At 44.7% G+C, this 11,695-nt stretch carries 12 protein-coding genes; 5 read left to right on the top strand and 7 right to left on the bottom strand.

All coding sequences use genetic code 11. The annotated features are described in order from the left end of the window. Positions 1 to 5: 5 nt before the first annotated feature. Positions 6 to 743 carry a DUF1223 domain-containing protein gene (locus F551_RS0109200; protein WP_018997210.1) on the bottom strand — a complete coding sequence of 246 codons (738 nt, stop codon included), beginning with the start codon at positions 741 to 743 and terminating at the stop codon, positions 6 to 8. 116 nt (positions 744 to 859) lie between these two features. Then, positions 860 to 3,547 carry an aconitate hydratase AcnA gene (acnA, locus tag F551_RS0109195; RefSeq protein ID WP_018997209.1) on the bottom strand — a complete coding sequence of 896 codons (2,688 nt, stop codon included), beginning with the start codon at positions 3,545 to 3,547 and terminating at the stop codon, positions 860 to 862. A gap of 143 nt (positions 3,548 to 3,690) precedes the next feature. On the opposite strand from acnA, the gene ccmA reads away from it, so the two are divergent. Genes ccmA through F551_RS0109170 form a run of 5 tightly spaced genes read left to right on the top strand, consistent with a single transcriptional unit; the run spans position 3,691 to position 6,486 of the window. Further along, positions 3,691 to 4,341: a heme ABC exporter ATP-binding protein CcmA gene (gene ccmA, locus F551_RS16575; protein WP_018997208.1), complete on the top strand. Its 651-nt coding sequence runs from the start codon at positions 3,691 to 3,693 to the stop codon at positions 4,339 to 4,341. Further along, complete coding sequence (ccmB, locus tag F551_RS0109185; RefSeq protein ID WP_018997207.1) at positions 4,341 to 5,027, top strand: heme exporter protein CcmB; 687 nt, start codon at positions 4,341 to 4,343, stop codon at positions 5,025 to 5,027. Before ccmA ends, ccmB begins: the two co-directional genes overlap by 1 nt. Positions 5,028 to 5,042: 15 nt before the next feature. Further along, positions 5,043 to 5,816 (top strand): heme ABC transporter permease, encoded by a 774-nt coding sequence (locus tag F551_RS0109180; protein ID WP_018997206.1) that lies wholly within the window; start codon positions 5,043 to 5,045, stop codon positions 5,814 to 5,816. Further along, positions 5,816 to 5,956, top strand: a complete 141-nt coding sequence (ccmD, locus tag F551_RS17635) for a heme exporter protein CcmD (RefSeq protein WP_018997205.1) — start codon at positions 5,816 to 5,818, stop codon at positions 5,954 to 5,956. Before F551_RS0109180 ends, ccmD begins: the two co-directional genes overlap by 1 nt. Beyond that, a complete protein-coding gene (locus F551_RS0109170; protein WP_018997204.1) occupies positions 5,953 to 6,486 on the top strand; it encodes a thiol:disulfide interchange protein in 534 nt (177 codons plus the stop codon). Before ccmD ends, F551_RS0109170 begins: the two co-directional genes overlap by 4 nt. A gap of 59 nt (positions 6,487 to 6,545) precedes the next feature. On the opposite strand, the gene F551_RS0109165 is transcribed toward F551_RS0109170, so the two are convergent. The 5 genes from F551_RS0109165 to ftsY form a co-directional block, all read right to left on the bottom strand. Continuing rightward, complete coding sequence (locus F551_RS0109165) at positions 6,546 to 7,106, bottom strand: MarR family winged helix-turn-helix transcriptional regulator (RefSeq protein WP_018997203.1); 561 nt, start codon at positions 7,104 to 7,106, stop codon at positions 6,546 to 6,548. Positions 7,107 to 7,285: 179 nt separating this feature from the next. Continuing rightward, positions 7,286 to 7,951 (bottom strand): inner membrane-spanning protein YciB, encoded by a 666-nt coding sequence (locus tag F551_RS0109160; protein WP_018997202.1) that lies wholly within the window; start codon positions 7,949 to 7,951, stop codon positions 7,286 to 7,288. Positions 7,952 to 8,026: 75 nt separating this feature from the next. Next, the gene (locus F551_RS0109155) at positions 8,027 to 9,484 is read right to left on the bottom strand and encodes an oligosaccharide flippase family protein (protein ID WP_018997201.1); all 1,458 of its coding nucleotides are present in this window, start codon (positions 9,482 to 9,484) and stop codon (positions 8,027 to 8,029) included. Between the two features lie 81 nt (positions 9,485 to 9,565). Beyond that, positions 9,566 to 10,426 carry a DMT family transporter gene (locus F551_RS0109150; protein ID WP_018997200.1) on the bottom strand — a complete coding sequence of 287 codons (861 nt, stop codon included), beginning with the start codon at positions 10,424 to 10,426 and terminating at the stop codon, positions 9,566 to 9,568. Then, positions 10,426 to 11,695, bottom strand: a 1,270-nt coding sequence (ftsY, locus tag F551_RS16570; RefSeq protein ID WP_018997199.1) for a signal recognition particle-docking protein FtsY, incomplete at its 5' end; no start/stop codon positions are given. The genes F551_RS0109150 and ftsY, both read right to left, overlap by 1 nt.

The following is an 11,695-nucleotide window of genomic DNA, read 5'->3' as shown; positions in this document are numbered from 1 at the left end:
TTCGCTTAAGAATTGGGGTATTTAATGGCCCCAATTACTTTTCCATGAGCAGGTTCTTGGAATACAATTGCACAATGATCTTGGCAATTTGCCTGTAAAATACCACCTGATTTCTCTACAGTCCCAGCCGATGCTAGGTCAATTGCGCGGTTGTGATATAGCATTGTTTTATTTGAATTGTTTCCACTTTTGGGTGTTTCAAATGTATCACCAGGTGTGTAGTCCACAATCCATACTTCGAGGGGTTTATCATTGCCTGCAATTGAAAGCTCTGCACCATCATATTGAACTTTGATTTCGTCGCGAGCATTGCGAGTGTCTTTTAAGCGGCGCTCCATCGGTTTCTTTTTCACCGCAGAGCAGTGTTTTTCACCATTGAATACTGCTTGAGGCGTATAAGGCCCTCGGCGGCCCATGTGTGTATTTATTGCTTTTTGGCGTGCCGTAAATTCTTCCTGAGCAAAAGTATCCTTCCAGCCCATATAATCCCAAATATCGACTGGGAAAGTTACGGCAATGATATCTTGTTCGAGAGCAAATTCTTTGAACCGTTCATTTGCTTTTGGACAACGAGGACAAGATTGACTTGTGTATAATTCTACAAACGGAGACAGAGTTTCTTCTTGAACAGAAACAGTATCTTGTTTCTCAACACTTTTATCTTCTGCAATGCTCTGTGATGCGCCAGCCAGCAAGCTGAATGACAAAGCGAGGGGGAGGAATTTTTTCATTATCATGGGCATTGTATACCGCATTGCACCAAAACTTGCCAATCAAGACAATGTGAGCACGGAGTGAGACGCAAAACGTATTACAAACTCCGTTCAGTTTAACGGAGTTTGTAATGTTGAACCAATTGTTATGCACTTGAATTATCTGATAAATTTCTCAATACATAGTGTAAAATACCACCGTGTTTGAAATATTCTAATTCATTTTCGGTATCAATGCGGACAAGGGCATCAATCGTTTTTTCAATTCCATCTGAAAATTTTATCCTTACGGGAACGGTTTCTCGTGGCTGGATTGCGGCAATGTTTTCAATGCTAACTTCTTCATCGCCTTTCATGCCCAATTCCTGCCAATTCTCACCGTCCTGGAATTGCAGTGGCAACACGCCCATTCCGATAAGGTTAGATCTGTGGATGCGTTCAAATGATTGCGTGATGACAGCTCGAACACCTAACAATGTCGTACCTTTTGCTGCCCAATCTCGTGATGATCCGTTTCCATAAAGTTCGCCAGCGAAGACCACCAATTCTCTGCCTTCTTCTTTATAACGCATGCACGCATCATAAATGTCCATTTCATCACCAGATGGGAAATGCTTGGTGACTCCACCTTCAGAGCCAGGGATCATTAGATTTTTTATACGAATGTTGGCAAATGTTCCGCGCATCATGACTTCATGGTTTCCACGACGTGAGCCATAAGAATTGAATTCTGTCACAGGAACATTCTTATCTTTAAGATAACGTCCTGCAGGACTATCGACTTTAATATTTCCTGCCGGTGAAATGTGGTCCGTTGTTATTGATCCGCCAAATAAGCCCATTACCCCTGCATTTTTAACATCTTTGGGAGCATCTGGTGTAAGTGTCATGCCGTTGAAATAGGGAGGATTTGCAACATAAGTGGATTCTGGCCAATCATATGTCTCACCACCAGAGACTTGTATTTTTTGCCATTCTTCATCGCCTTTGAAGACATTTCCATAGCGTTCATCAAACATGTCTGTAGTGACACATTCACGTACGATTTCAGCGATCTCTTTTGAGCTTGGCCAAATGTCTTTTAGGTAGACTGGTTCATTGTCATCGTCATAACCAATTGGATCCTTTGAAATATCTACATTCATCGATCCAGCTAATGCGTATGCAACGACTAATGGCGGGGAAGCTAGATAATTAGCGCGTACATCTGGGCTGATACGGCCTTCGAAATTGCGATTACCTGAGAGTACTGATGTTGCGACAAGGTTTTCAGCGTTGATCGCTTTAGAAATTTTATCAGGTAGTGGGCCTGAATTTCCGATACATGTGGTACATCCATAACCCACCAAATTGAATCCTAGTGCATCCAAATCATCCTGTAGACCAGCTTTCTCCAGATAGTCAGTCACGACCTGCGATCCGGGGGCCAGAGAAGTTTTAACCCAAGGCTGCACCTCTAGACCACGTTTAACAGCATTGCGCGCAACTAATCCGGCTGCGATAAGAACTGATGGATTTGATGTATTTGTACAAGACGTGATTGCTGCAATAACCACATCTCCGTGGCCAATGGAGTATTCTTCACCCTCTACTTTAGAACGGATGTGTGCTCGTTCCAATTCATCGAATTCTTGGTGCAGCGCAAAAGCAAAAGCATCTGAAGCTTCTTCTAGCAATATACGGTCCTGCGGGCGTTTAGGACCTGAAATAGAGGGTTGAACTGTAGAGATATCGAGCTCTAAAACATCAGTGAAATCAGGTTCAGCGCCATCTTCGCGGAACATGCCTTGAGCTTTAGTATAAGCTTCTACTAGGGCAATCTGGTCTGCATTCCGGTTGGTGGTTTTAAGATATTCTAGTGTTTCTTCGTCAACAGGGAAGAACCCGCAGGTGGCTCCATACTCCGGAGCCATGTTTGCGATAGTTGCTTCATCTTCGAGTGAGAGATTACCCAATCCTGGACCGAAGAACTCAACAAATTTTCCTACCACGCCTTTTTCGCGGAGCATCTGAACAACAGTTAGTACCAGATCAGTCGCAGTGCAGCCTTCCGGCAAAGCACCAGTTAGCCTGAAACCTATAACTTCTGGGATCAGCATGGATACAGGTTGGCCTAGCATAGCAGCTTCTGCTTCAATGCCGCCAACGCCCCAACCCAATACGGATAATCCATTTATCATTGTTGTGTGCGAGTCAGTTCCCACACACGTATCGGGGTAAGCGAGCGTTTCGCCATTCTCATCTTTGGTCCAAACAGTTTGAGCTAAATATTCCAAGTTCACCTGATGGCAAATACCTGTTCCGGGAGGAACTGCTCGGAAATTTTCAAACGCAGATTGCCCCCATTTGAGAAATTCATAACGCTCTTTATTGCGTTGGTATTCGCGTTTTACATTGTCCTCAAAAGCGTCAGATGTTCCAAAATGATCAACCATAACAGAGTGATCTATGACTAGATCTACAGGCACTTGTGGATTGATCGCTGATGGATCAGCACCAAGGTTTTTCGCAGCGTCACGCATGGCGGCTAGGTCAACGACGGCAGGAACACCAGTGAAGTCCTGCATTAAAACACGGGCAGGACGATAGGCGATTTCGTGCTTGGCTGTCCCTTTATCGGTTAACCAAGAAGCAAAGGCCTTGATGTCATCTGCTGTAACTGTTGTTCCATCTTCATTGCGAAGGAGATTTTCTAGTAAAACTTTGAGTGAGTTGGGTAGCTTGGAAACATCACCAAGACCGTTTTCCCCTGCATCAGGTAGGCTGTAGTAAGTGTATGTCTTTCCGTTTACATCAAGTTCGCGGCGTGCGTTGAAACTATTCAGAGAAACCATTTTTAAAGAGCCTTCCATTGGAGTGGAGAAAGGGTCGCGGGTGATTTTACTTTCCCGACGGTATAATGTGTATTTAAACTAACCCAGCATACAAGATATCGCAATTTGTCTGGGGCAGACATTATTGGAATGATTGGAAAAAAGTGGTTAACTTGCTAAACGTCAGCAAAATTAGCGCAAGCCGGGGCTATCGCACTCTTTTTCGGGACCTGTCTTTTTCAGCAAGCACTGGCGATATTTTGGAGCTACGCGGAGAAAATGGTTCTGGAAAGTCAACTCTCTTGCGTATTCTTGCAGGGCTGACACGCGCTGAAAGTGGTTCACTTAAGTATGAGATTGAAGGGGATGTTTCGTCATTGAAATTCCCTGTCCACTTCCTAGGCCATCAAGATGGTATCAAGGCGCAAGAAAGTGTCGAAGATCAAATGATATTTTGGGCAAGGTTTTTTCAAGCTGATAAAGCGGAAATCAGACCTGCACTGGAACGAGTTGGACTATGGAAACGACGTGATGTACCCGGGCGTGGCTTATCAGCGGGGCAGAGAAGACGACTTTCGCTCGCACGGCTTTTGATTACATATCGCCCTATATGGTTGTTGGACGAACCTTTAGCTGCGCTTGATGTCAAAGGTCAGGAAATTGTAAAAGAACTGATTGCAAAACATACCAGTGAAGGCGGAGTCGTGGTTGCAGCAATGCATGGTCATGGATTTGAGAACGCTAAAGTTATTGAAGTGAAACCATTTTCAAAAAAGATCAAAACTATTCCCACCAATTCTTTGGAAAACGCCTGATGCAGAAACAAAATATGGCTGAAGGCGTTTTACTACCTTTGTTTTTTCGCGAATTGAAGTTGGCTTGGTCTGGTGGAGGTGGAGCTGCGCTACCTGTAGGTTTTTATGCTGGTGCTGCAACATTGACTCCTCTAGCTTTGGGGCCAGCGACTGATTTGCTACAGGCAGCGGGTCCAGGTGTTCTGTTTATTTCTTTGGCTTTAGCAAGCCTTTTGCCCATGGAACGATTGTTTCAAGCCGATTTGGAGGATGGGACTCTGGATGTATTGGCGTCTTCAGGGGCAAGTATGACCGGTATTGCTTTGTCCAAAACATTGGCTCACTGGATGGCTTCAGGCTTGCCTTTGGCTTTGGTTGCACCGCTTCTATGGGTGATGCTCCAAGGGCCAGGCGAAGCAGTGTTGATCGTGCTGGGCATATCTCTGTTGGGCGGCCTTGCTTTCTTTTTTATCGGATCAATCGGAGCAGCATTGACTGCGGGGGTGAGGCGCGGTGGATTATTGATCGCACTTGTCGCATTGCCACTTTATGCTCCAGCGACAATATTCGGTGCTTCGGCTCTATATGCAGCAGCCGAAGGAAGAGATTGGACTGGATCAATGGCGCTATGTGGTGCATGTGCATTGGTGGCAATTGCATTAGGGCCTTTTGCTTCGGGTGCAGCATTGAAAACGGCATTAGATTAGGGATAACAGCAAATTATGATTTCTACATTTGCGAACCCACTTAAATTTATGAATGCGACACGGTGGGTAGGACCTGTGCTGTTGGGCTTGGCTGTTATAACCCTTGGAGTTGGCATTTATATCGGGCTCTTCATTGCGCCAGCTGATTACCGTCAAGGCGATGCAGCGCGGATCATGTTTATCCATGTGCCTGCAGCAATGATGTGTATGGGCGTTTATTCCTTTATGGTCAGCGCAAGCATCTCTTCTTTAATTTGGAAGCACGCTCTTGCAGATATTGCTGGAAAGTCCGCTGCTCCTATCGGAACTGTGTTTACGGCTATCTGTTTGATAACAGGAAGTTTATGGGGAAAGCCCATATGGGATACTTGGTGGGAATGGGATGCGCGTCTTACATCCGTGTTGATCCTGTTTTTCTTGTATCTGGGGTATATGGCTATTTGGTCTGCCTTTGAGACCCAACAGAAAGCAGCACGTGCAGCGGCAATTCTGTGCATGGTCGGGGCGGTTAATATTCCGATTATTAAATGGTCTGTCGAATGGTGGACCACATTGCATCAAAAAGCGTCGATACGATTGGCAGATGACTGGCGAGAAAAGCTCAGCAAGCCTTCGGAAATTATTCATTCGGAATTACCCGAGCCGTTCTTAAGTCCACTTCTTACGGTGTTGGTAGGATATGGACTTTTGTTTGGGGCATTGGTGATTATGAATATGCGCGCAGAAATTTATGCGCGCCGTGCTGAGGTTTTGATTCAAAGACGATATGCAGAAGAGGATGAAGACTGATGGACAAGTACGCGCCTTATGTCTGGTCAGCTTATGCGATAACTGTTTCGTTGATAGTTTTCTTAACTGCTTTCATTGCCATTCGCATGAAAAATTCAAAGAATAAACTTGAACGGCTTCAGGCTGAGGAGGACATATGAAACGGATTTTTTTCATCCTGCCCATTGTTTTGTTGGTTGGCCTAGCTGCGCTTTCTATTGTTAAACTTGGACAAGTGGGCGATGCCGACAAATCAGATCTTTTCGTTGGGAAAGTTAGGCCGGCCCCAGCAATAGAATTACCTACTCTTGAACATGCTGATTACAAATTATCGGATCATTTGGGCGAGCCGGTAATTGTCAATCTATGGGCGACGTGGTGTGCCCCATGTAAGTTGGAACACCCGCTATTGATGGAAATGTCTGAACAGGCCTCAATTGTCGGAATTGCTTATAAGGATAAGGAATCCACAATCAAATCTATGCTAGCTATAGATGGAAACCCGTTTACGACAGTCCCCTTGGATAAGGACGGAATGGTCGGTTTGGCGTTAGGAATAAATTCAGTGCCAGAGACATTTTTAATCGATGCTAAAGGGGTTATTGTGCGTCAACATCGAGGTCCCTTGTATGCCGAGGATGCCAAAGAATTTCTACAAGCATATAAGACTTTGAAGAACGAAATTGAATAGTTTGAGGTTCCTAAAATCAAATTAGGACAAAACTGCGGATGACTGTGCCATCAGTTTCGCTATTTCTTCTTCTTTACCTTGTTAGTCAGTTTTTTTTTAGACTTTTTCTTCCGGTCTTTTTTCTTGCTCTTTCCACTTTCCTTGAAAGGGTCGAAATCATCCTCATCAGCTGCTGCCGCAAGTAAGGTTAGGATTGTTAAAAATGCTTTTCGTTTATTTTTAGGGAGAGAATAGAGAAGCGCTTTGTCGACTCTCTGCATTGCTGGCATTGCGTCTTCTAGCGCGTCTTTGCCCAAAGTCGTAAGCGAAACAGATTTTGCTCTCGCATCGCCATCAGCGGCTTTTCGTTTAACTAGCCCGCGAGATTCCATGCGAGCTATCATGTCTGCAAGTGTGGATCGATCAATACCTGTAGCTATCACTAATTCTGATTGGCTAAGGCCTTCTTTTTCTGCAATAGCGGCTAACACAACAGATTGGCGAAGAGTGACGTTGTCCGCCATTCCAAGGTCAGTGAAAATTTCAGTCGCGTACTGTTGTGATCTGCGTAGCAAATGAGCGGGAGACTCACTAAGCTTAAATGCAAAGTCTTCTTCGGGTTTTACTTCTTTTTCAGACATCAGCCCCACCGTTCTGAAAGACAAGGTAAAATGAAAGTTCTTTCATCCGTTGTCTGACTACATAGTGAAAACCGAAATTGCAAATGAAGGTTTCGTGTCAGTTTTCAGAGACTTTAAATACCGCCAATACAACCAAGAACTGACTGTGGTTTTAATCTCAGTTCAACAATGACAGTGGCTTATTGTTGTGATTGATCACGCGTTCCAAGAATGTCATCGTGAGAATGTTTTACTAGATAAGGCATGTTTGCGATCATAAATAAAAATGTCGCAGGCATAACCAAAAACAATTTTGCGTTGGCCCAAAAATCTTCTGTTTGTGTGCGCCACAAAAATTCATTGAGGGCTGCAAGGAATATGTAGAATAGACCCCATCGAATAGCGAATGTTTTCCAAGCGTAATCTGGCAAATTAAACGCATGTTGGAACGCAATTTTCCAGACGTTTTTTCCTATAGCGAGACCACCAAATATCAGGCCAGCAAATAGCATATTGATGATGGTTGGTTTGTAGTAGGCAAATTCAGGGCTTTGTAAGAAGATCGTTAGCCCGCCAAAGACTGTGACTATAACACCGGATACAATCAGCATCGGTGAGAGTTTTTCTTTTTGAAAAAGAGCCCAACTTATCACACCGAGGATAGCGACCATAAACGATCCCGTACTCCAATAGATGGCTGTTTCTTTTGAAAACAAGCTGCCATCATCAGGAAAACGTCTTGAGACGTTGTAAACGACCACAAATAATAAAACAGGACCCAGTTCACGCCATATGGACGTTGGTTTTTTGGGTGTGTCTTCTGAAGGACCAGTATCGTTTTGATTTGTAATTTCAGTGTCAGTCATGTTTTGCTTTATGGCTAAAATTTACACTGATGTCATCAAATACTTTGTCTCGTCGCCAGTTAAAGGAAAGAAGGTCTATCCTTCACTTGCTGTTTCGGAGGAATATCTACCCGTAACTTGTTGAACTAAATCTCGTGCGCCACCTGCATTTAATGCAACAGCAGCGATAATATAGACGATTCCACCTACTAACGCTTTGAGAATAAGTTCTGGCAAACCACCCCATGATGGTAAAATGTGTACAACAGCCGCCATCAATAGGCACGCAAGGCTCGTTAAACCTATGGCTCTGTACGGGATTGGAAGCGGAACGAATTTCCGTCCAATTATTGCCATGATAATCACAGCAATAGCGTAAGCCGCAACAGTAGAATAAACGGCTCCCATTAGTCCAATTTTTGGCAGTAAAACTATATTCAAGATCACATTGAACACTGCGGGAATTAGCATAAGGACGGCTCTAAGTGCAGTCTTTTTTGCCAACTGAAATGATTCTGAGAAATAATAGATGATCAAACCATTGAGCAATCCTGCCACTGCAATCCATGGGATTGTGAGTTTTGCCTGATCTCTTAGTTCCTCACCAATCATGAAGTCAGCAAGTGGTTGTGCAACGAGAGCCAGTCCGGTTGCAGCTGGGAATGATATGAGTATCAACATACGAACAAGAGCGCGGCCGGGTTCCCTTACTCCTGCAATACCGTGTTTTTCAAAACCCTCCATGAGAAGAGGGGCACCAGCCATGGCTCCCCACATACACAGTAATCTTATGGACTGATCCGCAACACCATAACCGGCGGCGTAGGCACCCACAGCTGCATTGTCTAGGAAATATGCAATTAGGAATCTGTCGCCAGTACTTAGTGCAATATCAAGGAGAAGCGCCAATGCGAGCGGCATTCCATATTTGAAATAGTTCTCCGCTCTCGATTTGATAAACTTTCCACCTTTGGACAGGTTCAATAAATAAAGTCCCTGGATAATCGCAAAGATAATGCCTCCGATTGCAAACCCAATAAAAGGTCCGGAAGCTCCAGCATTTGTAAATGCAGCAAAAAAGAGACCCAGTGCAAAACTGACCAGAGTGTTTAGAATGCTAATAATTGCGTATCTAGAAACTTGTTGGCGCGCTCTGTGAATTTCCTGACTAAGTTTAACAATGGACATACATGGCAGTGACAAAGCTAGCCAAACTATCGCCATCTGCATTGTGGGATTGTTGCCTGTGAATAGCCATCCACATGCAACAATAAGCAAAGCTGGTATCAAGCTTAATCCAACTAACCCCAGAGAGGTTCTAATGTGATCATTCATTCCACCTTTTGCTTGGGCTTCTCCGGCAAACCGATAGGCAGAAGCTTCAGTCCACGTGAGGGTGAATGTGTGTGAAGCTGACATTAGCGTGAGTACGAGTGCATAGCTTCCATAACCTTCATCCCCAAGAAGGCGCGTGTAGGCAAACACTGTTCCAAAGGAGACTAATCCGTGGACAATGTTGACTGGTAGATAGCCGAAAAGGTGGCGCCAGATCATTAGATTATTACTTCGTCCTTATGGGAATTATGGGTAGCAATGGTGTTGTGCTATAGAATTTAGGAAACAAATACAATAGCTTTACCCAGCTACTTGAAATAGAATCAATCCAACGACGAGTGAAGTGGCTGCTAAAATTCTTCTAATTCCGGAGCCTTCTTTCAGCATTCGCCAGCCTATTATTGCGGCAAATACGACAGATGTTTCTCGCAGAGCTGAAACAAAAGTAACATCAGCAAAGCTAAAAGCATAAAGGGTCATTCCAAAAGAAATGACCGAGCATGCACCGGCGGTTAAGCCATATTTCCACTTTTGTTTGCAGGAATAGATGTATGACCCGCGGCGCACCCAAATTGCAGCAGCGTTTATGGGGAGTGCATCCAGTAAGAATAACCAAACAATGAAAGTGAAAGGAGAGGGTGCGGCACGTACTCCCTGAGCATCAATTATATTGTACATCGCTATACAAGCGCTGCACGCAATGGCCCATAGAAGAGCAGTTTTTCGTCTTTCTGGGTCTTGAGTAATTTTACCATCGGGAAGCGCAAAAATGATGGTTGAAATACTGGCGATAATTAGCCCTAGAATTGAGAGTGCTGTGTATTCATTTTGGAGAATAAAAAACGCAACCAAGGCAGTTATGAGAGGCGCTCCACCCCTCATTATTGGGAAAACTAACGATAAATCGCCGCGTGTTAAGGCGCGTACGAGTGTCGTTTGGTAGATCGCATGCGCAGGAATCGATAAAAGCAATATCAACCATGTCTCTTTATTGGGTAACGGCACAACAAATGCGGCAGGTAAAACGAGTAGCGCGGCTGAGGCTGACATAGTCGCACGAGACATCAGCACGTCACCAGATGCTTTTATTGATGCATTGGCTATTGCTAATGTAATCGCAGCGCCAATGCCAAGACAGACTGCTAGGAGTATCGGAGACACTATTCCCCCGTTACATCATCACTCAGACCTACCAGTGCATTGGCGAATGCATCAGCCGAGAAGGGGTGAAGGTCTTCTGCTTTTTCACCGATACCGACAAAGTGGATTGGAATTGCATGTTTATCAGCAATTGCAACGAGCACGCCCCCTTTTGCAGTCCCATCTAACTTGGTCATTACCAGACCTGTTACGCCTGCAGTGTGCTTAAAGGCTTCGACTTGCGACAGGGCATTTTGACCAACAGTTGCATCCAGAACTAAGATAACATCATGAGGAGCAGTTGGTTCAACTTTACGGATGGCGCGGACAACTTTCGCCAATTCATCCATGAGCTCTGTTCTATTTTGGAGCCTGCCTGCGGTATCGATTAAAACAAGATCTCGGTTTTCTTGTTTGGCTTGCTGAATTGCATCATAGGCGAGACCTGCTGAATCAGCTCCATCTGGGCGAGACAGGAAGCCAGAATTTGAGCGGTCAGCCCAGACCTTTAGTTGCTCAACTGCGGCAGCGCGGAATGTGTCACCGGCGGCAAGTAAAAGGTCAGCACCTTGCGCTGATAGTTTGCTGGCTATTTTACCAATCGTGGTGGTTTTGCCCGATCCATTTACACCCACAAACAAAACCACACGAGGAGAGGGACCTTCAGATAAATCCAACACTTCTTCTCGAGGCTGAAGTACTTGAGCAATTTCAGATGCTAGAGCTTGTTTGATCTCTTCACTGGATACTTCTTTATCAAAACGATCTTTGCGAATGTTGTCGCAAACCCGCATGGCAACATTTGTACCCAAGTCTGAAGAAATTAGAAGATCTTCTAGGTCTTCCAATGTATCGTCATCAAGCTTCTTCTTCGTAAAGACTGAAGTAATGCCATCAGCAAGCTTAGACGACGAGCGGCGGAGCCCTTGTGTCATCCGAGAGAAGAAACCAGTGGTTTTGGTTTCTGCTATTGGATCATCTATCTCGGTTTCCGCGATTAGTTCTTCTTCGATAGGTTCAGGAGAGGATGTTTCATCTTCCTTTGGTGCCGCCGTGTCAGCTTTTTCTTGAGCCACTTCTTCAAGTGTTTGAAATGGTAGACTTTCCACTGAGACGGCTTCATCCGATGATGATATATCTACATTTGTCGCAGAAACATCAAGGTTATCGCTGTTTTCTGTATTTTCCTGCTTGTTATTTTCACCTGAAACGATTTGCTCTTCAGGCTCAGGCTCAGGCTCAGGCTCAGGCTCAGGCTCAGGCTCAGGCTCAGGCTCAGGCTCAGGCTCA

It is taken from the genome of Hirschia maritima DSM 19733 (genome assembly GCF_000378345.1).
Taxonomy (GTDB): domain Bacteria; phylum Pseudomonadota; class Alphaproteobacteria; order Caulobacterales; family Hyphomonadaceae; genus Hirschia; species Hirschia maritima.
Note: the sequence above shows the minus strand (reverse complement) of the source record. Positions and strands in the feature narration are given on the sequence as shown.

Coding starts and splice junctions, on each gene's coding strand:
- F551_RS0109200 (WP_018997210.1), bottom strand. CDS start 743: ATGCCCATGATAATGAAAAAATTCCTCCCCCTCGCTTTGTCATTCAGC.
- F551_RS0109170 (WP_018997204.1), top strand. CDS start 5,953: ATGAAACGGATTTTTTTCATCCTGCCCATTGTTTTGTTGGTTGGCCTA.
- F551_RS0109160 (WP_018997202.1), bottom strand. CDS start 7,951: ATGACTGACACTGAAATTACAAATCAAAACGATACTGGTCCTTCAGAA.
- F551_RS0109165 (WP_018997203.1), bottom strand. CDS start 7,106: ATGTCTGAAAAAGAAGTAAAACCCGAAGAAGACTTTGCATTTAAGCTT.
- F551_RS0109180 (WP_018997206.1), top strand. CDS start 5,043: ATGATTTCTACATTTGCGAACCCACTTAAATTTATGAATGCGACACGG.
- ccmB (WP_018997207.1), top strand. CDS start 4,341: ATGCAGAAACAAAATATGGCTGAAGGCGTTTTACTACCTTTGTTTTTT.
- acnA (WP_018997209.1), bottom strand. CDS start 3,547: ATGGTTTCTCTGAATAGTTTCAACGCACGCCGCGAACTTGATGTAAAC.
- F551_RS0109155 (WP_018997201.1), bottom strand. CDS start 9,484: ATGATCTGGCGCCACCTTTTCGGCTATCTACCAGTCAACATTGTCCAC.
- ccmD (WP_018997205.1), top strand. CDS start 5,816: ATGGACAAGTACGCGCCTTATGTCTGGTCAGCTTATGCGATAACTGTT.